Source organism: Sporosarcina sp. OR05 (genome assembly GCF_041414805.1).
In the GTDB taxonomy this organism is placed as follows: domain Bacteria; phylum Bacillota; class Bacilli; order Bacillales_A; family Planococcaceae; genus Sporosarcina; species Sporosarcina saromensis.
The window spans coordinates 594,283-618,012 of sequence record NZ_JANKJL010000001.1 but is presented as its reverse complement, the minus strand read 5'-3'; the positions used below and the strand labels follow the sequence as shown (position 1 = coordinate 618,012).

Here is a 23,730-nt window from a genome sequence, read left to right as displayed (position 1 = left end):
GTATGAACGAACGCCCGACTATGTGACGCAAATTCATGAAAGGCGCCCTCTCTCTTACTATGTATATTAACGAGGAAGGGGTATTATTCATTAAGAAACTTATTGGACGCTAAAAATGAAAAACCTCCAAGCTAATTTACCATTAGCGTGAAGGTTGCTGTTCAAACGAATAATAGGAACCGAATGAGCGGACGTTGCAATTCAACGCTGCCAGTTCTTCCATGGCTCCTTGCATCATCGGATGGTCTTCGTGTTCCAACACATCGATTATGAAAAAGTAGTTTCCTAAGCCAGTTTTCAACGGCCGTGATTCAATTTTACTTAAATTCAATTTCCGCCATGCAAATACAGATAAGATTTGATGAAGCACCCCGGAACGATCATCTTCAGGCAGTTTTACCATGAAGGTCGTTTTAGGTTTTTCCTGATGGCCTTCAACTTCCAAAAACCCTTTCCGTAATGACAACACAACAAAACGTGTGTGGTTAAAATGAAAATCGTGAATGTTTTCTTCCGCAATATGTAAGTTGTATTTTTCTGCCGCTAATCGATTACCGATTGCCGCGATACGTAAATCTGGATTTTCAGCAACGTGTTTAGCAGCCGCTGCCGTCGAAGTCGTTTGCAATAGCGGTGTACGACGGTAATGGTATTGCAAATATTTATGGCATTGTGCAAGTGCATGTGGATGCGACTGGATGGAATCCAAGTTGCTTACTGCATCTTTCTGACAGTTGTTCACCATTAAATGCTGTTCAATCGGCGTGGAAATTTCTGCATTTATGTATAATTCACTTCCATGGAATAAATAATCGATCGTCATTGGCACGGAGCCTTCCAATGCATTTTCGAGTGGGACAATTGCATATGCCACTCGTCCCGCTGTCACCGCTTCAATACAATCTGGTATCGTCGGTTGAGGCACCAATCCGTCTGTTCCAAACAAATATGAGGCTGCCACATGCGTGAAAGATGCTTCAGGCCCTAAGTACGCTACAGTTGGCTTATAATCAATGTTTCGCATCGTCTATCTTCCTCCAAATCCAGAACATCTTATGTAGTAAATTCATTTGATGAAAGTTGCTGTAAATAGAAATTGCTGTACTATTGTTCCACTTGCACGTCCACCCGCTTTTACAAGCAGGTGGGCTGACAAGTGTTTTCCATTCAGCTTTTAAAGGGCACCTGAACTAACTAAATGGACCGAGTCGATAAAACTCGGTGTTTTTAATTTTTGCATGAATTCTTCCAGCTTGATGAGCATTTCGGTAACATCCAATGACAATGTGATATTCGCACGGCCTTGCACAGGAATTGTCTGGTGGATCGTCAAAACATTGCATCTCGTTTCAGCAATTAGTTGAAGCAATGTTGCAAGCGACCCTTTTTGATCTTCCATTTGAATAAAAATTGTCAACACTCGTTCACGTGCTATCGATTCAAACGGAAAGACTGTATCTTTGTATTTATAATAGGCACTACGAGAGAGTCCAACACGTCTCGTTGCTTCCTGAATCGTTTTCTCTTCCCCGCTTGCAAGCAGACGCTTCGCTTCAAGCATTTTTTGCATCGATTCGGTCAGTACATCTTCCCGTACTAAATAAAACTGCCCTTCCCCCAATGGCTTCATGTCATGCCTCCTAGCAGTGTTTCAATAAAACATGAATGCTTATTCTAAGAACTCAAATTCAAAGTCGAGAATCCGTACCGTATCTCCGTCTTTTGCGCCACGTTCGCGAAGTGCATCATCGATTCCCATACCACGCATTTGACGTGCAAATTTCCGAACAGATTGATCGAAATTGAAATCGGTCATCTTGAATAGGCGTTCAAGTGCATAACCGGATAGAACGAACGCTCCATCATCATCACGTGTAATTTTAAAGTTTGCCGTTTCAGATTCATGTTTATAAAGAACAGAGCGATTTTCATCCTCCTCTTCAATTTCGTGCATCGGAAATTCAGGTGTTGTCTCAAGAAGTTCAACAACTTTGAACAATAACCGATCCAATCCTTCGCGTGTAATCGCAGAAATCGGGAAGATCAATGCTTCTTCATCATTCAATTTTTCTTTAAATTGAACAAGGTTCTCTTCAGCATCCGGCATATCCATTTTGTTTGCAACGATGACTTGCGGACGTTCCATCAAGCGAAGATTATATTTTTCCAGTTCTTCATTAATGGTGACATAGTCTCCATACGGGTCTCGTCCTTCCAAACCGGACATATCGACAACATGAATAATGACACGTGTTCGTTCAATATGACGTAAAAACTGGTGACCTAGACCAATCCCTTCGTGCGCCCCTTCAATTAAGCCTGGCAAATCCGCAAGAACAAACGTATTTCCATCTTCCAACTCAACCATTCCAAGATTCGGGACAAGTGTTGTAAAATGATAATCAGCAATTTTCGGTTTTGCTGCTGAAACGACAGAGAGCAACGTGGACTTCCCTACACTTGGGAAACCGACTAATCCGGCATCCGCTAATACTTTCAATTCAAGGATGATCTCTTTCTCTTCCCCTGGTTCTCCTTTTTCCGAAAGCTCAGGTGCAGGGTTTTGAGGTGTCGCAAAACGGGAGTTCCCTCGCCCACCGCGGCCTCCTTTGGCGATAACAGCAGTTTGACCATGTTCCACTAAATCGGCAATGATATGCCCCGTCTCTGCGTCTTTGACAATCGTCCCAGGTGGTACTTTGACAACAAGATCCTTGCCACCTTTTCCATGCATATTCTTCGTTGCTCCATGTTCCCCTCGTGTCGCTTTAAAATGACGTTGGTAACGAAAGTCCATTAACGTACGCAATCCTTCATCGACGATAAAAACGACATCCGCACCTTTACCTCCGTCTCCACCAGCAGGTCCTCCATAGGCGATGTATTTCTCTCTGCGGAATGCGACCATCCCATCGCCGCCATTTCCACCTTTTACATATACTTTTACGTGATCGACAAACATGTATTTTCCTCCTATCGTCCACTTAGCGTGAACGTCCATTGCTGCTCTTGCTTCGACTCGCGTACAAGAAACCCTCTCTGTTCATGTACGAATTGCGGGATATGTGTAAGTGATCCTGTTACTGTCAGCTGAATCGACCATTCTTCAGATGTAGCTTTGACGAGTACATCGATATGATAGTCACTGAGTGGATCGACGCCTTCTTCAATCGTCTTCAATAACGCTTTCAAATAAGACACAACGGCTTCATCCTCGACAGCCCGTGGCCCCGCTTCAATATGACACGTCAGTGATTTTGAAAAAACCGTATACATCCAATCGAATGTACTTAGCAAAAGTTCCGTTTCAGGCAATTGAAGCTTCTCTAACAAGGAAACGTGCCGCATGCGTTCTGTTGTTTCCAACAACGTCTTTCTTGCTTCAGCTGTTTTTCCAAGATCCAAATAAAGAAGCATGAGCTGTAACTCATTCAAAAAATCGTGCCGTGCAAATTTCAATGCACTTCCTATTGTAAGATTTTCGGACCCCATTTTATCACCGCCAGAGTTTCATACTATACAGTATAGCATTTTGACCTTGTGATTCGTCAAAAAATAAAAAGGACTGCACGGTAAAATGCAGTCCTTTCTAAATACGATACCATTAAGCTTCTTGAGCTACAGGGTATACACTAACTTTTTTCTTGTCGCGGCCAAAGCGTTCGAAACGAACAACGCCGTCAACTTTTGCAAAAAGTGTATCGTCACCACCGCGACCAACGTTTTCACCTGGGTGAATTTTTGTTCCGCGTTGACGATAAAGGATAGAGCCGCCTGAAACGAATTGTCCATCAGCACGTTTTGCGCCAAGACGTTTCGATTCGGAGTCACGACCGTTCTTTGTAGAACCTACTCCTTTTTTCGATGCAAAAAACTGGAGATCCAAACGTAACATAAGTGCCACCTCCTATCGGGAAAAAATAAGTTTTATATGTTGCCCGTAATCTTGTTCAATCGTCTGTAATGAAACAATCATCGCCTTCACGATCAATTGGATTTCTTCATCTTTTTCCGTTTCGGGAAACTCCACTTTCAAATACCCTCCGTCCGAGCCTTGTCGGATATCAGGCGTGATGCCAGTGAGTGCAATAATTGCATTGACAGCTCCAAAAGAAACTGCAGATGCACCTGCACAGACGAGATCTTTTCCATGTTCAGCGTAATCGGCATGGCCTTTCATCTCAAAAGAGGCGATCCGGCCAGATGGTTGTTCATTAATCATGATTTTGATCATGCCGGCTTACGCGTTGATGCCTTCGATGACAACTTTAGTGTATGGCTGACGATGACCTTGCTTTTTGTGGTAGTTCTTTTTCGGCTTGTATTTGAATACCGTGATTTTCTTACCGCGACCATGCTTAACGATTTTAGCCGTTACAGAAGCACCTTCAACGAATGGCGCGCCAACTTTCACGTCATCTCCACCTACGAATAGAACTTTGTCGAATGTTACAGTTTCCTCAGCTTCGCCGACTACTTTCTCAATGTAGACTTCTTGGCCTTTTTCGACTTTGATTTGCTTTCCACCAGTTTCAATAATTGCGTACATACTTGCACCTCCTCTATAGACTCAGACTCGCCTTCAAAGGTGATCCCGAAAGATGCTTGTACCTTATCAGTGCGGTTGTAGCACGGGTGCTACAAACAATAACAGTAAAATATTATCACGTCTACGCTATGGCGTCAACTGTTTTCGTATCAACTTCTCATAAGCTTGTTCATATTTTCGAAATTGAAAAGCGGACACATTTTGGCTCAGTAGAAAAAGAGCTAGTAATAGGAAAAGAATCGTCTCTGGCATTCTAAAAGACATGAAAGCAATGCTGAATAGCAGCGCGAAAATTGAGAAAAGCAAGTACCCCGTTCTCACTTCATATTTTTTGTCTGCCGTTTCAAGAAGCGCACTTATAGCTTGTCCACCGTCAAGTGGTAAAATGGGTAGTAAATTTATGAGTAAAATTGCGAATTGAATATGCACAACTTGCTCATCTCCTGGAAATGAAAACACCATTGCTAGGAGAAGGACCATCATGGTAGCAAGTGGTCCACTGATCGCTACAAAAATCCGTTGCATCTTTCCATGCATAAAGCGATTATGAATTCGTAACTCTCCACCATAAGGCATTATTGTACAAGATTGCACGCTCATTCCACACATTCGTGCTGCAATTAAATGACCTGCTTCATGGAGAAGTAGCGATATGAAAATGAGCGCATAATAGGACAGACCTCCAGTAAAAGCTAAGAAGAGAAAAAATGGGGCAAGTATCGGATGTAAACGAAACTTCATTCGTTCGTATCCGAGAAATAAGTAGCTAATACACCCGCTTCTAAAATAACCCCTTCTCTTTTCACTTTCAAATAGATGGCTTCTTCATCCATCAAAGCGAGCGTGTCCCCTTTTTTCACAGTTGAATACGGCAACTTTTGAATGGATCCTACAAACCCATATGTCACCTCATCACCATCATCATAGAGCACGGTTACAGTCTTACCGGATTGCCGCGTAGAACCTGTAAACACAACAAGTCCGTCACCTTGAGCTGTAATCGGCATCGCGTGTGTATACGAGACAATTACCCCGTCTTTATACGGTTGCATCGATTCGTATGCAGCAAATGGCAGTTCTTCCACCGGCTCCGCGGATACAACAATTGCATCTTCATCGTCATTATCGATCAATGAAGATACCCATTTTTTCATGACGATAAAGTCCTTTCCAGTTGTTATATATTGGGTTATCGGTTTGTTCACGACGCCCATCTCTTCCAACTTAGCAAAGCTGAACACACCAATTGCCAAAAGAATAGCAAGAATCCATTTCGTCTTCCATTTCACCCCGTCACACCACCTTTTTTCTCAGTATATGATGGGACGTTCGGGAATATTATGGGCAAAAGACTTGAAACAATCTTTTTGTCAGAAAATTTATTAGCAAATCAACTTCATAAAGCCTGCCAATTTTTTAGCGCAATAATAAAAACCCCTGACAGGTCATGTCAAGGATTTGTGTTCACTTTACAAATAATGATTTTAATTTCCCGAAAAAGCCTGCTTTCCCTTCATCCAGCGACATTAGCGGCACCGATTCACCTAAAATACGGCGGGCAATATTCCGGTAACCAATTGCAGCAGGATTGGAAGGGTCCATCACGACTGGTTCCCCTTTATTTGATGAAGAAATGACATTTTCATCGTCCAACACGATTCCAAGTAAGTCGATGGATAAATGCGTCGTAATCTCATTGACGTCTAACGCATCTCCACTATTGACGAGGCGGCTTTTAATCCGATTGATGATCAGTTTAGGCGGCTCGATCTCTTCTTGCTCCAATAAACCGATGATCCGATCAGCGTCTCTGACAGCAGAAATTTCAGGTGTCGTGACGACGATTGCACGGTCAGCCCCTGCAACCGCATTTTTGTACCCTTGCTCAATACCGGCTGGACAGTCAATTAAAATGTAATCATAATCTCTCTTCAACTCGGTAATTAATTCCTTCATTTGCTCAGGAGTAACCGCATTTTTATCGGTTGTCTGCGCTGCGGGTAATAAAAACAGCCCTTCTTCAAACCGCTTATCCTTCACAAGTGCTTGGTGAATTTTACACCTACCTGCAATGACATCCACGAGATCATAGATGATCCGATTTTCAAGCCCTAAAATGACATCCAGGTTACGCAGTCCGATGTCCGTATCAACGAGACAGACTTTCTTACCTTGCAGAGCCAATGCAGTCCCAAGATTAGCAGAGGTAGTCGTCTTTCCGACTCCTCCCTTTCCAGACGTTATGACAATTGCTTCTCCCACACTAGCTCCCTCCTTTAAATGTTGACAAATTAGGTCGGAGAATCCGAAGCTCCTGCAAACGATCTATGGCGATGAAGCCATTTGGATGAATGTACGCACACTCCATCTCAGGTTGCTCAGACAATACTGTCAGTTCATCCGTCATCGTTTCCATTTTATCTGCTATCATCAAATGCGTTGCTTCTAGCCAAGATGCTGCAATGACAGCCTCCTCATTGCCGTTCGCACCCGCATGAGCGATCCCTTTCAGTCGTCCTAATATATAAATGCTTCCAGCAGCAACGACACGTCCATTCGGATTGACATCACCGATAACGACAAGGTCTCCGTCAGCCTTCACGACTTGCCCAGATCGGACAATTCCAATGAACGTTTCGGATTGGTTCTCCAAAATTTTTCGATTGCTTTCTTCAATTGAAATGACTTCACTTTGAATCTTCGAAACCCGTAAATGCGGTGATTCATGGACGACATTCATGATTTCCTTTAGTTCTTCTTCGTTACAGTAGCGATTTCCAATATGGATTTTCACTTCAGCAAGACCGTCCAGACTATTTTCGCTCACTTTATTGCGGAGTTCTGCAAGCATGTCCGAATAAGCGCATTTGTCGTCTAGTCGGAGGACAAGTCCGTCTTTTGTCCCTTTTATCGTTACATAGTGCTGTTTCGTCATTTGCGTCCCTCACAATTTCTTGTTTATAGACCGGTGTTTAGTAGCTCTCTCTTATTAGGAGTCGTTTGAAGAAGTACCCAAACATCCCAACAAAAATTGTATTAGCAATCATTGTAGGAACGAGTCGACTCACTATGAATTCTTCAAACCCTATTGACGTGAGGGCAATGACACTTGCGAATGAATAAGAAAGTAACTCAAGCAATGCAATCATCACTAAAGACAGCACCATCACCGTCAAAATGTGGCGATGCACTTGTCGGATAATCAAATACGCAAGATAACATAGTACCGGATATAAAAAAGTATATACTCCAATAATATCAATGTGATACATATCATACAAGAGTCCAAATACGATTCCATAGTAGATTGCTCGTTTACGATTGAAGTAAACGGCGATAAAGATTAAATAGACGATGACTAATCGTGGTACAAGGGTATATTCTACATGACCAATCGAAACCGGTGAAAACAGACTGAAAACAGGTTCCAAAAAAAATAACACGACAGCAATAAGAGGGATTATGAACCTAATCACGATCCATCGTCCCCCTTGCCGTCCGAAGAACTCGCTCCGTCAGTGCCTTCTTTTGGTTCTGTTGTGGATACCCGATCTGCCACCATCACATGATCGAGCATCGAAAAATCGGCAGCCGGACGGATATATGCCAATTTTGTCAAACCAAAGTCATCCGTCGATACTTCAGTCACTTCTCCAATGTATAAACCTTTAGGGAAAATCCCACCAAGTCCTGACGATTCAACTTTTTGACCTTCCTTCACTTCAAAGTTGGAATCGATTCGTTTCATAATCAATTCGCCACGCGTCGTGTCATATCCTTCAATCAAGCCAAAAATAGGTGTCTCTCCCGGAATCATCGCTGAAACCCGGAAATTTGGGTTTTCCGTGGATAGTAATTCAACTGTAGACGTGAACGCACTTTCAAGCACGACTTTCCCAACTAAACCGTTTGCTGTAATGACAGCCATATTCAGTCGGACGCCGTGTTCAATTCCCTTATCAATGATAATTTTTTCCTCCCACTGATCAGGGTTTCTCGAAATGACGGTCGCATGAATCGGATTATAATCCCGTAGACTATCTTGCTTACCGACGATTTCACGCAATTTTTCATTATCCGCTTTCACGTCCAATAATTCGGCTTGTGTAGCGGCATATTCTTGTAGTCTTGCTTTTAAACTCTTGTTTTCTTCATATGTATTCAATAGTCCATCAATCTTATCCAAAGTGCCGGTTAAGTAATGTGCCGGTTTCGAGAACAACGATTGACCGAAACCGACAACATCTTTAACAATTTTTTCTGGAAGGGTGGCATTCTGCCTGTCCCGAAGAGAGAAGGAAATCAATGCCACTAGGACGATTACGCCTACAAGCAATAAAATCAACCGTTTATTTGAAAAAAATCGTGGCATTGCATAAATCCTCCCTCAAATTATCGAACTTGCATTTTCTTAATCAACTCAAAATTATCGAGTGCTTTCCCTGTCCCGATTGCCACACAATCCAATGGATCCTCAGCAATGAAAACAGGCATATTCGTTTCATCAGAAATAACCTTGTCCAAATTGTCGAGTAACGCACCGCCACCAGTCAGCACAATTCCACGTTCCATGACATCTGCAGACAATTCCGGTGGTGTCGCTTCTAACGTTTTCTTAACACCTTCGATAATTTGTAGAATTGACTCACGGAGCGCTTCTACAATTTCATCTGAAGAGATTTCCAGCGTTTTCGGCAGACCAGTCAATAAATCACGCCCACGAATCTCCATCTTCTCAGCTTTGTTTGATACTTTCGCTGAACCGATTTCAATCTTAATGGCTTCAGCAGTGCGTTCACCAATCGTCAAATTATACACTTTACGAATGTAGCTAATAATTGCACCATCCATGGAGTCTCCACCAATGCGGATTGATTCGCTAGTGACAATACCGCCAAGTGAAATAACCGCTACTTCAGTCGTACCCCCACCTATATCGACGACCATGCTTCCTGTAGGTTCCCAAACAGGCAAATTAGCGCCGATTGCTGCTGCAAAAGGCTCTTCGATCGTATACGCATCTTTTGCGCCAGCTTGTCTTGCAGCGTCAATAACCGCACGTTGTTCAACAGATGTAATCCCAAATGGTACACAAACCATTACGTTGGGCTTTTTCCAAGAACTGCCCGCAGCTTTTGTCGCTTCACGCATATAATGCTCGATCATCGCTGTCGTAATTTCAAAGTCCGCAATGACACCATCTTTCATTGGACGTGTTGCTACAATGGAGCCTGGTGTCCGGCCAATCATATTTTTAGCAGCCGAACCGACGGCTACGATTTCATTCGTAACAGTATTTTTTGCAACGACAGAAGGTTCACGAAGAACAATCCCTTTTCCTTTAATAAAAACCAATGTATTAGCTGTGCCGAGGTCAATACCGACATCTCTAGATCCTAATCCAAACAAATTTGTTCTTCCTTTCTATTCGACCGCTTAAATATGGTCTTCTTCAAATCATAAACCACATTATAACGGATTGGCGAACAAATTCACAGTGTCAATCGTTTTAGCTGACAGATTAATAAGTGTGTGAACGATTTCCATTACTCTTAGACTAGTTAAAAAACCTTTTATTTATTGGCTTTATGACGTTTTTTGTGATTTTATGTCGAATTGTAATCTATCAAAATAGGCGTTTATTTCTAGTTCATATATCCTTTTTCCTTCAAGCTGATGAATTTATGATCCCCGATGATGACATGGTCGAGCAAGTCGATGCCGATGATCGAACCTGCTTCCACTAACCTTTTCGTCACCTCGATATCTTCGGGTGACGGCGCCGGATTCCCGGAAGGATGGTTGTGCGCAGCAATAATTGAAGCTGCTGAACGTTTTACAGCTTCGCGAAAAACCTCACGAGGATGTACGATTGATGAGTTTAAGCTACCGATGAAGATTGTCTGTTTATGCAACACTTCATTTTTCACGTTCAGAAACAAAACGACAAAATGTTCTTGTAAAAGCGAAGACATATCTGTCATCAAATAAGCTGCTGCATCTTCGGGAGACCGGATGACATAACGCCCCTCGGAATGTTTCTGATAAAGTCGCTTTCCGATTTCCACGGCAGCAAGAATTTGGACAGCCTTTGCTTGTCCAATACCTTTAACAGCCATCATCTCTTCGACGGTCGCGTCTCTTAAATCTTGAATTTTATCAAAAGTTTTTAGGATACGGTTTGCAAGCATGAGAACGGATTCCTCTCGTGTACCTGTCCGCAAAAGAATCGCAACAAGTTCTTGATTCGAAAGGCTTGCTGCTCCTTGTCGAATCAGCCTTTCACGCGGTCTGTCAGCGATATGTACATCCCGGATCATCATTTGTTTTTTCACGTCAACTGTCAAGGAATTGTTCACCCTCCTTCAAACGGATGTGCCCTTCTTTCCTTAACAGCTCAACTAGCTTTGACAAAGGCAGACCGACAACATTTAAATAATCGCCATCTATTTTTTCAACGAGCAATGCACCAGCTGTTTGGATACCATATCCGCCAGCCTTGTCCATCGGATCCCCCGATTGGACATAAGCATGTAATAATGCTTCGTCAATGGAACGGAACGTCACTTTCGTTTCTACCGAAAATAATTTCGACTTTCCACCTTCCAATAAACAAACACCTGTAAAAACTGAATGTGTGTTACCGGAGAATTCTTTCAAAAACGCTACCGCCTGTTCTGCTGATGAAGGCTTCGGATAAATCGCTCCTTCAAAGACGACAATCGTATCTGCACCAATGACGAGCGCCTCGGGATGATTTTCTGCAACGACGGAAGCTTTCTTTACTGCCAACTGCTCCACATACCTACCAAAATCTTGTTCAATCAATTCGATATCTTCCTCTGCATGACTAACTTGCACGTCAAAAGGAATCCCTGCTAACGTCAACAATTCCTGCCTTCTTGGTGAGCCTGATGCTAAAATGATTGGCTTTTGTACAGTGAACTTCACTTTACTCCCTCCTTTTACTTTATCATATACGAGGAGGTGGCAAATAAAAATTTTCTCTAAACGGCCAAAAATTATTAATGGACTGCAAAACTTATCAAAAACTGATTTTGGCACACCCATCTTTATGTGTATAATGGGCTAATAATTGCAAACGAATCACTTGCAAATCTGACGTAAACGCCGTCACAGCAACCAAATTCTTTCTAAAGTCTGCCACACCTTTTTCGTCAGACTCCCCTTCTCCTGAGGTCGTCAAAATTTTAATTTGCGCTAAATCGGTCTCACTTAACGCTTTCGTCAATTTCCCAGCTCCGATTGCTGAACAAGCCGATGTTTCAGCATAAAACGGTTTTCTGAATGTCCCTTCCGCTTCACTGACAATCAACTCATCTTCCGCAAGGCCGATTGCACTCCAAACAAAAAATTGACCGTCCGCCTCAATGACAGCCGCTTTTGCTAATGCAGCGTCTGTTGCAATGAATTCTTTTGCCGCGTCTGCTGATGAGAAAACACCATGTTGTTTCGCAACCATTTTCAACGGATCGCCAGTTGGTACCACCTCACCTGAAACCGGAGTCTTCTCCTCTTCTCCCTTTTTTTCCGGTTGCGTGGCAACTCCCTTCTCCACTGCCTGTTCTTTCCCTTTTCCACTTGTCCCGACAATGATAAAGCCAACGATGGCAACAGCCGCAATGCCAATCACTACTCCATGGATCATTGCTGCCAGAACTGTCATTTTCGAATATTTCTTCTTAAAATTCACGTCTGCTCACCTCGTTTTAAGCAACCATATCAAAACAAACATGAAAAAGAACAAGACGTATGTCGCCTTGTCCAAAGAAATTTATCGACCTAAATGAATAAATGCTGATACCAATCGACAAAGTCTGCTCCCCAAAAGTATGCAACGATGGCCGCAATTGCAATTGAAGGACCAAATGGCACTGGCGTTTTTCGTCCTTTACCGGTCTTTTTAAGGATATAAATTCCGACGACAGAACCAATGAGTGAGGCTAGGAATAGCGTAACGAGTGTATTGATGGTACCTAACACAAGACCAATGACAAAGAACAGTTTAATGTCTCCGCCACCCATGCCACCTTTCGACACAATCGCTATTAGAAACAACACACTAAATCCAACGGCTGCCGCAAGCAAACTGTCCCACCACGGACTCGTCGGAATAATCCAACGGCCGATAAGAAAAGTAATAGCGAACGGAAGAAGCACTTTATCAGGAATAAGCATGTACGCAACATCCGAAACGGTAATGATTACGAGTAATGAAATGAATAAAATCGCAATGATTAACTCTAACCTAAAACCGATTTGCACATACGCAAGTGCATACAATCCCCCCGTCACGAACTCCATAAAGGGATAGATCGGGCTAATCTCCGTCCCACAACGACGACATTTCCCCTTTAATAAGATAAAAGAGAGAACAGGGATCAGATCGATCATTCCGAGCTTCTTCCCGCAATGTGTACATTGTGATGGAGGGGTAATGATTGATTCCTTTTTCGGAACACGTAAGCCAACGACGTTGAAAAAGGAGCCGAAGATGCATCCATAAATGAAAAATACACTTCCCCATAATACATTCATCACTCTTCCTCCATCGACGGAATTGGATTAATAGGAGTAGGATCTTTTTTAGAGGACGGTTCCGGTGCATCGACTTTCGGCGACTCTTCTAGAAGTTCCACAAGGTCTGGTCGATAAAATGCGCGAAACGTGACTGTCAAATCCATTAGCACATCGTCGTCATTACTCGTACGCTCTTCAACAGGCGCAGAGAATTCAATCGATTCCACAACAACAATTCGCTGCAATGCTTCAATTTCCTCAATAAAGCGATCCACTTTGGAATAAGCATCAGCTTGTAAATGCACTTCAGTCAGCAACGCGTGGACTTTTTCGACTTCTTCAGGAGAATTGTCCAACACGGTTTCATCTAAAGTGAAATTTACTTCATGTATGAACGTGTCAGACTTAACTTCTGCTTCATGCACTTGTAGAAGTATTTGGTCTTCCAAAGGTTTGACAGGAACTCTTTCTTGTAAGTTTCTTGAACTAAACGTTTTCTCTCCAACCTGTTGTGCTTCTTGGCGTTGCAATGCGAAAAGGATATCTCGTTCGTTAGTCAACGATTGAATTGCTTGTTCATTCGCCTGTTTTGCAGGACTGTACAGCTTACCGTACGAATATGCTCCGAGTGCTAGTAGAAAGAGGGCAGCTAATCCAATGAGTGCTTTTTCCTTTTGCCGTTTCGTCAAATTACTCATCCGCGTCCACCTCTCCATCCACTTCCTCTATGTCGGTTTCCTCTATCTCCGTTTCCAAATCCGGATTAGCGTCCTCTGTTTCAATAACCATTCCGCGCTCGTCTACAAATTCGACAACGTACGTCGCAAGGAAACGCGGAAGGACGTTTTCATTCTTACCGTCACCTTCCTCCAACTCCTCGGCAACTAAAGATTCAATCATCGATGTGTTCACAAGTGAAGAAGCTTGAATACGCGTCAAATAATGTGCCGCATCCTGTTTATCATCAAATTGAACCGCGATTGTGGCCTGATTCGGAGCAGTAAACTGGAATGTAACAAAAAAGCCTCTGTCCGGCAATAAGGCAATCATTTCTCGCAGCAATGGTAAAGTTGCAAACTGATAGGATTCTGCCCATGTCACAGTTGCTGCTAACTGATCACGGTCGCTCACTGTATCTGTTGGTTGCAAGCGTTCACGGATAGCTTCTTGTCTAGCATGCAACTCAACAATTTGACCCTCTACTTGTGTGGTAGACTTCGCCAACTGTAGAGAGCTTATAAAAAAAACAGCCCATAAAAGAAGAGCCGCACCAATTAGTATAAGTGCAGCAAGTAGTAGCGTAGAGCGCTCCCTCTCTTTTTCGGGCAATAAATTAATATCAACGAGCATCTTTACACCTCTTTCAATGCCAATCCGATCGCACGATTGAATGTTGCTGGTAGTTCGCGTCCATCTGCCAGTTGAAATGGCTGTTGCAACAAACGATCAGCCTGGATTGAAAACCGTTGCCGAATAGCTTGTAGTAGTGCATCCATTTGGTCATACTCCCCATTAACGAGTAGATGGGTAATGGAGGCAGTCCCATTCTGTAAATTATAGCGATAAAAATTCACTAGTTTTTCTAGTTCCATCACGATGGACGTCGGCGTAATGATAGATGCATCCACTTGTCCGTCTGTCACAACGGAAAGGTCTGCAGATTGATGAAGGTCTACAGGACGCATGAACAGTGGATAATGGTGGTGGAAAGTAGAAACCGTTAACTTGCCCTCACCGAGATCCGCTAGCATGACGTGTTCATCACCCGTGAATGCATGCACTTTATGCGCCAATCGGTACAGCGCAAGCGGTCCGATATCGGCAACGACTGGATGGAGCTTTACTTCTTTTAGTACGTGTTCATACTGGTCAAGAATGCTCTCCTTGGACGCGATTAAAATCGCCTCATGTGCAGCAGGGTTCAAATCGCAAGGGACCACATCAAAAACAGGATCATCAAACGGCAAATAAATCGTTGAACCGATTTCAATGAAAAAATGCCCTTTCAATTCATCGGGTTGGATGTCTTCAGGGTACGGAACTTTACGGATCATTACATATGTATCAGGGGCAAGAAATTGGACATCACGCTTGGCGATGCCCCATTCCTTTACGACCCCTTCTAAAATCATCGTTATGTTTTCGGAGTCGACAATTTTGCCCTCGACGATTGTGTTCGGCGGGAGCTGGATTTCTTCAGCCGTGTCGATCACAAGGGGTTCCCGCGACTTCAACCGGACGTAACGGATTGCGTTTTCTTCAATTGTGAGTGTTGCCGGTTGTTTGCGGCGGGAGAATAATTGCATGATAGGACTCCTTTAAAACATTGTCTAAGAATAATTCCCTTAGTGTAGCTTAGAAACCGTTGACCTCCGTTTCGGCGCACGCTTTCCGCGAGCACGGCTTCAGCCTCCTCGTCGCAAAAACACGCTCCTCCGGGGTCTTCAGCTCGCGCTGTCCCCTCAGGAAAAGCCGTCACGAAGAACGGCTTTTGCGAGCATTACCTTATCGTGAGATTACCACTGTTCCATTTTCTTTTTTCTTAGTACCGGCATTTGTTATATCTTTACTAGTTGCTGCTGTATATGTAACAGAAACACCGGTTACTGGAGTTACAGCAGTAGAAGTGAACTTCCTATCATTACTTACTTTAACGGATGCTTTATTAGCTTCAAAACTTCCAGCATCACTAATATACTTTTCAGTTAATAGCGTTTCTAAAGTGACCTCAGTCTTAATCTCAGGGTTATCAATATAATATAAACTAGCGGCAGAAATAATATTCTGTGCATCAGAGTGAACAGCTTTTATCTTAGTATTATCAATTATTCCACCAATCGACGGTACTGCGATTGCTGCGATGATCCCCAGGATGACGATGACGGCTAAAAGCTCGACAAGTGTTAACCCTTTTTCGTTTTTCAAACGTTTTTGTAACCACTTTTTCATTATGAATTCCTCCCTATAAGTGCGTACTTTTGTGTACCTTTTAAGAATAGCAAACTTTCGACAAAAACGGAACTAAATTCCTAGATTTCTTTGAAACTATTTATTTTTCGACAGCATCCGCTACATACTATCTATTTCAGTGAAAATTGTAAACATCGGTAAGAGAATCGAAAGTACGATTGTGCCTACTAGACCGGCTAGTAAAATAATCATTATCGGTTCAATCAGTGCTTTTAAACGATCGGTTGCCGCTTCTACTTCCTTTTCATAGAAATCCGCCACTTTTGCGAGCATGGCGTCGAGTGAACCTGTTTGCTCGCCGATTGCAATCATGTGAGGAATTAAGGGCGGGAATGCCCAGTGTTTGGCCATCGGTTCGGTTAATGAGCCGCCCCGTTCTAAAGACAACCTGGACTGTGCCACGACGCGCGATATTACTTCGTTTCCGACGATTTTCTCCGTCATGGATAATGCTTGTAAAATGGGCACTGAACTTGTAAACAATGAGCTTAATGTTCGTGTTAAGGTTGCTAGTGCGGATTTTTTCAATAAATCTCCAAAAATCGGAATGCGTAATAAAAATGAATCTAACAGGAATTTGCCTTCTTTATTGCTACGTAACAGTAAGAAACCAACAACGAGTCCAGCGACTAGTAGCACAAATAAGTACCAGTACGCCAACATGAAGTCGCTCGCTTTTAGCACAAATTGTGTGAGCCATGGTAATTCTCCACCGATACTCGCAAACAAGTCGACAAACATCGGTACAACGAACGATAAGAGGAATATGACGACACCGATTGCGACGATTCCAACGACAATTGGATAAGACATCGCTGAAATGACTTTTTGTTTTGTACGGTGAGCCTTTTCGTAGTGCTCTGCCAACCGATCCAATGAATCGTCAACAGAACCTGATAACTCTCCTGCTTTTACCATGTTGATGACCAATGGTTCGAATGCTTTCGGATGCTTCGTAAGTGATTCCGATAATGAACCGCCGCCGCGTAAATCATCGCCAATCGACACTAAGATTTTTTGAAACGGTTTGGATTCCACTTGCATGGACAAGATGCGGATTGATTCAACAATCGTCACACCTGCTCGAAGCAGTGTGGAAAATTGACGAAGGAACATAATGAACTGTGTTCGTTTGATTGGTTTGCCAATATGAATTTCTTTCGTCAATACGGTTTCCGCTTGCTCCGTCAAGTCAGTTACACGGATTCCTTGGCTTTTTAGTTTCATCGCCGCTTCTCTTTTATTCGCAGCCGTAATAACACCTGACTTTTTGGCATGGGCATCTCGGCCTTCATATTTAAAGCGAGCCATCGTTACTCATCACCTTTTAAATAGGGCATGGCGGTTTCATATGAAATTGCTCCTTGTTCAAGCAACTGTTTTACGGAAGATTCCATCATGTGCATACCCATCGCACGATTTGTTTGGATGACGTTTGGAATTTGGTGCACTTTTTCAGAGCGAATTAAGTTGGCAATCGCAGGGTTTGCAATCATTAATTCGGTTGCGACTTTCCGTCCTTTTCGGTCTGCTGTCTGAAACAACCGTTGAGACAATACCGCTGTCAACACGCCGGCCAGTTGCACGCGTATTTGCGCTTGCTGTCCGTGTGGAAACACGTCAATAATCCGATCGATTGTCGAAGCTGCACTCCACGTATGAAGTGTCGCCAACACTAAATGCCCGGTTTCTGCAGCTGTAATTGCGGTAGAAATCGTTTCAAGATCACGCATTTCTCCTACAAGGATGACGTCTGGATCTTGGCGTAACGAAGCACGTAATCCATCTGCAAACGATTGTGTGTCAAAACCGACTTCACGTTGATCAATGATGGAAGATTCGTGGGTATGGACATACTCAATCGGATCTTCCAGTGTAATAATATGTTTGCGCATCGTTTCGTTCATGTATCGAATCATTGCTGCTAACGTCGTCGATTTCCCTGAACCAGTCGGACCGGTTACTAAAATGAGTCCTTGAGGCGTTTGTGCCAATTGTTTTAAGACATTCGGTACTTGCAGGTCGTCAATGGATGGTATATTTGTTGGAATCGTTCGGAATGCGAGTGAGATCGCGCCTCTTTGCTGAAAAGCATTTACCCGAAAACGTGCGATTCCTTTTAATTCATACGAATAATCGATTTGGCCTTTTTCTACGAAAGTCTCATACAACTTCGCAGGGATGGTCGCTTTCGCCACTGCTTCTGTATACGTTTCGTCGACCGGTACATCGCCATAACGCTTCAACTCACCATGCATCCGAAAAACAGGTGGCTGTCCGACAGTTAAATGAATATCGGAAACTTTCAATTCTACCGCTTTTGTTAACACTGCGTTAAGTGTTTCAGTCATACTATCGCCTCTATTCGATGAGTGCTACACGAAGCACTTCTTCGGTTGTTGTCATACCTTGTTGTACTTTTTCGAGTCCGTCGTCTATTAAGAAGATAATGCCATTACGCATTGCAATTTCACGAAGCTGTGCAGGTGTTCCATGATTATTAATGACTTCCCGCATTTCATCATTGATGACAAGTACTTCGTGAATTGCAATCCTGCCGCGATATCCCGTCATATTGCAAGCTGCGCAACCAGGTCCTCGAACAATCGTTTCAATCGACTTCCCACGTTTTGCAAAAATCTCTTTTTCACGATTTGAGGCTGGCATCGGCTTGCCACAATCCCGACAGACGCGCCGGATAAGACGTTGCGCGACAATTGCATTGACAGAAGCTGTTACTAAAAACGGCTCCACACCCATGTCAATTAAACGCGTAATTGACGCAATGGAATCATTCGTATGAATCGTACTTAATACGAGATGCCCAGTGAGGGAAGCGCGGATTGCAATTTCAACAGTTTCCCGATCACGGATTTCACCAACCATCACAATATCAGGATCTTGCCTTAAAATTGAACGTAAACCATTTGCAAACGTCAATCCGACCGTAGCATTCACTTGAATTTGATTGACCCCTTCAAGCTGGTATTCAACGGGATCTTCGACGGTGATAACGTTTACTTCTTCTTGATTGAGCCGATTAAGTGCCGCATATAATGTCGATGATTTCCCTGAACCCGTCGGTCCTGAAATTAAGACAATCCCATTTGGCCGTTCGATTTCTTTTAAAAATCGTTTCATGTTCACATCACTGAATCCTAATTTCGTCAAGTCGTTCAATGAACTGCTTAAATCCAAAATCCGCATAACGACCTTTTCTCCGAAAACAGTCGGCAATGTCGACACACGCAAATCAATCGGTCTGAAGTCGATTGTCACTTTAATGCGCCCGTCTTGCGGTACACGGTGTTCCGTTATATCGAGACTCGAAAGGATTTTAATCCGGGCGATGAGCATCGCTTGCATATGTTTCGGCAAGTATCTTTCTGTTTTCAGCATGCCGTCTATGCGAAAACGGATGACAACTTGATGCTCTTGGGGGTCAATATGTATATCGCTCGCCTTTTGTGTAATTGCTGAAGATAGAAGTTGATTGACAAGACGAACAATCGGCGAATCCAAATCGGTCAATTCGTCTTGTTGCTCTTTTGCATCATCCGGCTGATCGATGAAAAACTCTTCTAATGAATCGTCGTCATAGTACTTAGAAATCGTCTTTAATATATCGTCTTTCGACGCGATGGCGGTTTCAATATGGAATCCTGTTGATAATCGCAAATCATCTACTGCTAAATAGTCCATCGGGTCAGACATTGCGACAAACAATCGATCTCCTTCCGCTTTAAGAGGTACGAGTAAATTGCGTTTCGCAAAGTCCTTAGGGACAACATTGAACAACTTTGGATCGAAAGGGTATCTGAATAGATTGACGTGGGGAATGCCTAACTGGAATTCCAATACTTCAATCAATTGCTGTTCCGTAATATAGCCTCTTTGTAAAAGCGCGTCCCCTAGCTTCTGATCCCTTGGTTTTTCTGCCAATGCAGTCTGAAGTTGAGCGTCTGTTATTAGCGCGGATTCAACGAGTAAATCGCCTAACCGTTTTCGTGTTGTCGCCATTTGCAACCCCCTCTTTTCACTTACTTGTCAGCGGGAGACCGCTTTTATCATATTCCGGCTCGTTGTTGCCGTTTTGATTGCTTTCACCTGTTGCAGGTGGTTTTCCAACGGGTGTTTCAACTTGATTACCTACTGAAGAACTATCCTGCATACCTTCATTGCTTCCTTCGCCCGTGGTTGCAGACCCTCCACTCGTACCGTTTTGTCCATTTTCCCCTGTAGCTGAAGAATTCTCATTCGTTGTGTTATTTGTATTCGAAGAGTTTGTCTCACTTTGTAATGGATGTAGTTCAACGCGTGCTTGGGGAGCATAAAAGTCTTTTGCAATTAGCTCTGTTGTTACGACATCGCCATTATGTGAAATTGTGCGATGGACAGTCGCTTCCACACCTTCTTTTCCTTCTTTCGCAAGGATGACTTGTCCACGATTAACGAACGCGCTGTATTGTATGATCGTTCGAAAATCGAATTTCTCTTCCTCCAAAACAAATGGTTCGTACGTGTAATAAAAAGGAAGTCCTTCAATGGACAGATGATAGTCCCCATTCTGCCATGTTGTTTTTAGAATGAAAGTTGAGCGATTCGGGTTTGTAAATTTCAAATCCAGATTCAATGCTTCATTGATCGTTGCATCAAAACCGATTTTCACATCATTGGATAGACTGGTACCAATCGTTCTTTCATCGATTGTAAAATTTGTTTGAAGGACTGCCGTATACAAGGAAGAGGCAATCATGTGCAATTCATCTTCTGTTAGTGCACCTACACTAGATTGTGTGAGCAGTTCAAGTAATGAAATGGTTTCAAAAGGTTCAATCGTCAGTTCATTTAGCGCTTTTATTGCTCGACTAAAAGATGGACTCACATGACTCATTTCATAAGTAGCTGTAGCGACCTCGGCCATTCTCTTATCTTCTTCTTGTATGTAGTCGACCAAGTCAACTGTTTGAGGGATAATTCCTGTTACCAATTCCCCTTCAATTCCTTTAGCAATTGCCGTGATGGATGCGTCAGATAACGACAAAATTGCAAGTTCATTGCGTAATACCGTCTCTAGTCCTTCCTGATTCACGTGCGCAATGATTGGATTGTCCTTCCCTGATTCAGCTTGCTCGATGGATTGCTCAACATCAAAAGAAATGAGCTCTTCAGGAAGTACGACCGAATAGTCTTGGTACATGACATCGACTTGCATTTGTTGTTGTAACAACGCAAAATCTGTGGCAAGTTGCTCCTTTGCCTTCTTTACTTTCACATTGGATACGGAGAACGGACCAACATACGTATGATCAGAAAATTCCTTTGTTGAAAAAATAGAACTAGCAAGCACATTTGTGGCGTTAAGTGCGTATATTGCTGAAGCTATAATGACCACGATGCTAACTCCAATGATTGATTTTCTCATCATACACCTCTATTCAATACTGTTTTAATAGTTTACAGAAACGTTAGGTGGATCCCATGTTGTTTGTTCAGGAGTATTTGAAATCACCTTACACTGACTATTAAATTCACTCTCACTTAACTTAATAATTCTATTATGACTTTTTGGTTGTACAAGATTACCTTTATAATATATTATGGACCCTTTTTCAATATCAATATCGCCACTAATTTTCACATTTTTCTCCACACAAATTTTAGAGTCATCTTCTAATTCCAAGTCATCTGAAACCATCAAATCTTTACCAACATACAAATAAGCATTTTCCATTTCTAATTCACCTTTAACATCGACATCTTGGGATACATAGGTTTCAGAATCCTCGATATCAAATTCGCCTTCATCTTCATCATTTTTTTTCCCATGTACTTTTAAAAATCCATTAATTACAACTTTAGAATTCTCTTCAATATCGAAATCCTCAGTTATCATTAAGTTACTTGTAACATAGACTTGTGATTCTTCGATTTCTAGCTCTTTTCTTTGATGCGTTCCATTACTGTTAATCACACACTTCTTTCCTTCTATTTCATCACCTTTTGGGCAAGACCGTAGCCCAGTAGGAATAGTTTCACTAGTACTCGCACCTGTCCAATCCGCTGGAATGCGGAAAGTTAGTAGATAATTTAAAGGGGCTTCTTTACCACTCTCGTATTCACCACGAACGATACCTTGAATAGTAATTCCCTCATCACTACTCTTTATAACGTCTAAATCACTTGTTTTCTTCATGAAGTGAATATCTTTTTGAGGAATTGCTATCACAGTATCCTTTAAGGACTGTTCTATCTTCTTAGTTAATTCCCCCCTTAATTTTCTTCTTAACAATTCTATTTGTCTATTCAACTCTTCCGGTTTGTTTTTATAATCTTTTTCCAACTTTATTTTCTCTGATTGAAATTGACTTCTATACGTTTCCAAATGTTTATGTAAGATTGCATAATACTGATTTGTATAGGCAGCAGTAAAATAGTCCACACCCATCTCAGCCGCCACGACGGATAAATGATTCATATCTACTTTCTTTTCTTGCTTTGCATTGCTAATAGAACCTTTGATGAATACAGCGCTCGCGAGGAGAATAAAAAATATTAAAAATAGAACGAGCAATAATGCGTAACCTTGTTCATTGGTTGTCCTTTTCATCGTCGCTCCTCCTAACTTATTGGTCTTTATATCTAGCAAAGACTGTATCCACTGTGAGACTTCTTTGTTTGCCTTGCGCTTCATTCGTCAAGTCAAAAATCGTGATAGACAAATCTAAATTGACTTCTCTCGGTTGAATGTCTGAGATGCTTTGTGGTTCAAAGCCAAAGCCATTGCTAAACGTCTCTCCATAAAGGAGCTCCCCCTGACAGCTTGACATTTCTACACGTGTCTCTTCTATTTGCAGTTCATAACAATCGTTTTTACGGTGTACTTGTTGAATTTTTGTAATGAGGTAGTTAACTTCCTGTTGCATCCGAATCTTTTTGGACTCCATCACGTTATATTTCATACTCGTCAAAATGGTCGTCCAAATGAGCATGATGACTAAAGACGTTAGAACAAGCGTAACGAGGACTTCAATGAGCGTCATGCCTTGTTGTTTAGCCATCATCGCCCCCCCTTTTTTACTCATCTGCAATTTCAATGTAGCCAAATGTTTCACTTTTTACTTTCCCATCCTTTTGAATGGCAATATAGACCTGATGGAGATTTACTTGTCCAGTTAACCCATCCGAAGCTACATCACGGGACTTTGTAATTCGGTAAGTGGTAGATAAACCATTTCCACTTGGAACGACTTTGGTCCAAGTCCCCTCTTGCTCCACATACTTACTTCCATTATTAAAATCGCTATATGTATGACTGGATTGTTTAAAATCGTCTAACAGAATTCGAGCTTCATTCATCGTTTTCAATTTTGTTTCGGTTTTATTATTAAAGATCGTCATTTGTGGAAAAATGGTCATAAAACCGACGAAGACAATGCCTAACAACACGAGAGCTGCCAACACTTCTACAAGTGTCATTCCTTGTGAATTCATTACATTCCTTCTACTTTTCACAGGAATCCGCCCTTTCTGTAAATCTATTACTTACAGCATACAAAACTTGGTTGAACTTAGCAACTACACAACGAAATTAGTTATTTATTCATAGAATGAACGACACAAGACGGATGAAATTGTATAAGCTTTCATTCAAAAAAAACAGTGTAAAA

29 protein-coding genes and 1 other annotated feature are annotated in these 23,730 nt (G+C 42.3%); all 29 genes read right to left on the bottom strand.

The window, feature by feature from the left end; translation table 11 throughout:
- Positions 1-142 precede the first annotated feature (142 nt).
- On the bottom strand, positions 143-1,024 hold the full coding sequence (gene pheA / locus NRI27_RS02880) for a prephenate dehydratase (RefSeq protein ID WP_371389464.1): 882 nt from the start codon (positions 1,022-1,024) through the stop codon (positions 143-145).
- Positions 1,025-1,174: 150 nt separating this feature from the next.
- Positions 1,175-1,630, bottom strand: coding sequence for an ACT domain-containing protein (locus NRI27_RS02875; RefSeq protein WP_317942251.1), 456 nt, complete (start codon positions 1,628-1,630; stop codon positions 1,175-1,177).
- A 39-nt stretch (positions 1,631-1,669) separates the two neighbouring features.
- Positions 1,670-2,962, bottom strand: a complete 1,293-nt coding sequence (obgE, locus tag NRI27_RS02870; RefSeq protein WP_371389463.1) for a GTPase ObgE — start codon at positions 2,960-2,962, stop codon at positions 1,670-1,672.
- An 11-nt stretch (positions 2,963-2,973) separates the two neighbouring features.
- Positions 2,974-3,492 carry a Spo0B domain-containing protein gene (locus tag NRI27_RS02865; protein ID WP_317942253.1) on the bottom strand — a complete coding sequence of 173 codons (519 nt, stop codon included), beginning with the start codon at positions 3,490-3,492 and terminating at the stop codon, positions 2,974-2,976.
- 112 nt (positions 3,493-3,604) lie between these two features.
- Positions 3,605-3,895, bottom strand: coding sequence for a 50S ribosomal protein L27 (rpmA, locus tag NRI27_RS02860; protein ID WP_041075331.1), 291 nt, complete (start codon positions 3,893-3,895; stop codon positions 3,605-3,607).
- A 12-nt stretch (positions 3,896-3,907) separates the two neighbouring features.
- The gene (locus tag NRI27_RS02855) at positions 3,908-4,234 is read right to left on the bottom strand and encodes a ribosomal-processing cysteine protease Prp (RefSeq protein ID WP_317942254.1); all 327 of its coding nucleotides are present in this window, start codon (positions 4,232-4,234) and stop codon (positions 3,908-3,910) included.
- Between the two features lie 6 nt (positions 4,235-4,240).
- Entirely contained in the window at positions 4,241-4,549 is a 309-nt protein-coding gene (gene rplU, locus NRI27_RS02850; RefSeq protein ID WP_317942255.1) for a 50S ribosomal protein L21, read from the bottom strand.
- A 13-nt stretch (positions 4,550-4,562) separates the two neighbouring features.
- Positions 4,563-4,636: a sequence feature (ribosomal protein L21 leader region), on the bottom strand.
- Positions 4,637-4,675: 39 nt separating this feature from the next.
- Positions 4,676-5,290, bottom strand: a complete 615-nt coding sequence (locus tag NRI27_RS02845; RefSeq protein WP_317942256.1) for a M50 family metallopeptidase — start codon at positions 5,288-5,290, stop codon at positions 4,676-4,678.
- Positions 5,287-5,838 carry a peptidoglycan DD-metalloendopeptidase family protein gene (locus NRI27_RS02840; protein ID WP_317942257.1) on the bottom strand — a complete coding sequence of 184 codons (552 nt, stop codon included), beginning with the start codon at positions 5,836-5,838 and terminating at the stop codon, positions 5,287-5,289. The genes NRI27_RS02845 and NRI27_RS02840 overlap by 4 nt, the downstream gene beginning before the upstream one ends.
- A gap of 175 nt (positions 5,839-6,013) precedes the next feature.
- Positions 6,014-6,811, bottom strand: a complete 798-nt coding sequence (gene minD / locus NRI27_RS02835) for a septum site-determining protein MinD (RefSeq protein ID WP_317942258.1) — start codon at positions 6,809-6,811, stop codon at positions 6,014-6,016.
- A gap of 1 nt (position 6,812) precedes the next feature.
- Positions 6,813-7,484, bottom strand: coding sequence for a septum site-determining protein MinC (minC, locus tag NRI27_RS02830; protein ID WP_371389462.1), 672 nt, complete (start codon positions 7,482-7,484; stop codon positions 6,813-6,815).
- Positions 7,485-7,521: 37 nt separating this feature from the next.
- On the bottom strand, positions 7,522-8,025 hold the full coding sequence (mreD, locus tag NRI27_RS02825; RefSeq protein WP_317942260.1) for a rod shape-determining protein MreD: 504 nt from the start codon (positions 8,023-8,025) through the stop codon (positions 7,522-7,524).
- Entirely contained in the window at positions 8,022-8,921 is a 900-nt protein-coding gene (gene mreC / locus NRI27_RS02820; RefSeq protein ID WP_317942261.1) for a rod shape-determining protein MreC, read from the bottom strand. Before mreC ends, mreD begins: the two co-directional genes overlap by 4 nt.
- A 20-nt stretch (positions 8,922-8,941) precedes the next feature.
- A complete protein-coding gene (locus NRI27_RS02815) occupies positions 8,942-9,958 on the bottom strand; it encodes a rod shape-determining protein (protein ID WP_317942262.1) in 1,017 nt (338 codons plus the stop codon).
- A gap of 236 nt (positions 9,959-10,194) precedes the next feature.
- Positions 10,195-10,872 (bottom strand): RadC family protein, encoded by a 678-nt coding sequence (gene radC, locus NRI27_RS02810; protein WP_371389672.1) that lies wholly within the window; start codon positions 10,870-10,872, stop codon positions 10,195-10,197.
- A 13-nt stretch (positions 10,873-10,885) separates the two neighbouring features.
- Entirely contained in the window at positions 10,886-11,500 is a 615-nt protein-coding gene (locus tag NRI27_RS02805) for a Maf family protein (protein ID WP_371389461.1), read from the bottom strand.
- Positions 11,501-11,594: 94 nt separating this feature from the next.
- A complete protein-coding gene (locus tag NRI27_RS02800) occupies positions 11,595-12,263 on the bottom strand; it encodes a hypothetical protein (RefSeq protein WP_371389460.1) in 669 nt (222 codons plus the stop codon).
- Positions 12,264-12,352: 89 nt separating this feature from the next.
- Positions 12,353-13,108 (bottom strand): prepilin peptidase, encoded by a 756-nt coding sequence (locus NRI27_RS02795; protein ID WP_371389459.1) that lies wholly within the window; start codon positions 13,106-13,108, stop codon positions 12,353-12,355.
- Positions 13,108-13,806 carry a pilus assembly protein PilO gene (locus tag NRI27_RS02790; RefSeq protein WP_371389458.1) on the bottom strand — a complete coding sequence of 233 codons (699 nt, stop codon included), beginning with the start codon at positions 13,804-13,806 and terminating at the stop codon, positions 13,108-13,110. The genes NRI27_RS02795 and NRI27_RS02790 overlap by 1 nt, the downstream gene beginning before the upstream one ends.
- A complete protein-coding gene (locus NRI27_RS02785; protein WP_371389457.1) occupies positions 13,781-14,440 on the bottom strand; it encodes a fimbrial assembly protein in 660 nt (219 codons plus the stop codon). Before NRI27_RS02785 ends, NRI27_RS02790 begins: the two co-directional genes overlap by 26 nt.
- Positions 14,441-14,442: 2 nt before the next feature.
- Positions 14,443-15,396, bottom strand: coding sequence for a type IV pilus biogenesis protein PilM (gene pilM, locus NRI27_RS02780; protein ID WP_371389456.1), 954 nt, complete (start codon positions 15,394-15,396; stop codon positions 14,443-14,445).
- 199 nt (positions 15,397-15,595) lie between these two features.
- A complete protein-coding gene (locus NRI27_RS02775; RefSeq protein ID WP_371389455.1) occupies positions 15,596-16,039 on the bottom strand; it encodes a competence type IV pilus major pilin ComGC in 444 nt (147 codons plus the stop codon).
- A gap of 120 nt (positions 16,040-16,159) precedes the next feature.
- Positions 16,160-17,371 carry a type II secretion system F family protein gene (locus tag NRI27_RS02770; protein ID WP_371389454.1) on the bottom strand — a complete coding sequence of 404 codons (1,212 nt, stop codon included), beginning with the start codon at positions 17,369-17,371 and terminating at the stop codon, positions 16,160-16,162.
- A 2-nt stretch (positions 17,372-17,373) separates the two neighbouring features.
- Entirely contained in the window at positions 17,374-18,411 is a 1,038-nt protein-coding gene (locus NRI27_RS02765; protein ID WP_317942271.1) for a type IV pilus twitching motility protein PilT, read from the bottom strand.
- A 10-nt stretch (positions 18,412-18,421) separates the two neighbouring features.
- Positions 18,422-20,080 carry a GspE/PulE family protein gene (locus NRI27_RS02760; protein ID WP_371389453.1) on the bottom strand — a complete coding sequence of 553 codons (1,659 nt, stop codon included), beginning with the start codon at positions 20,078-20,080 and terminating at the stop codon, positions 18,422-18,424.
- Positions 20,081-20,096: 16 nt separating this feature from the next.
- A complete protein-coding gene (locus tag NRI27_RS02755; protein ID WP_371389452.1) occupies positions 20,097-21,485 on the bottom strand; it encodes a VanW family protein in 1,389 nt (462 codons plus the stop codon).
- 24 nt (positions 21,486-21,509) lie between these two features.
- On the bottom strand, positions 21,510-22,670 hold the full coding sequence (locus NRI27_RS02750; protein WP_371389451.1) for a hypothetical protein: 1,161 nt from the start codon (positions 22,668-22,670) through the stop codon (positions 21,510-21,512).
- Between the two features lie 16 nt (positions 22,671-22,686).
- On the bottom strand, positions 22,687-23,121 hold the full coding sequence (locus NRI27_RS02745) for a PilW family protein (RefSeq protein WP_317942275.1): 435 nt from the start codon (positions 23,119-23,121) through the stop codon (positions 22,687-22,689).
- 16 nt (positions 23,122-23,137) lie between these two features.
- On the bottom strand, positions 23,138-23,554 hold the full coding sequence (locus tag NRI27_RS02740; protein ID WP_317942276.1) for a PulJ/GspJ family protein: 417 nt from the start codon (positions 23,552-23,554) through the stop codon (positions 23,138-23,140).
- Positions 23,555-23,730: the final 176 nt, after the last annotated feature.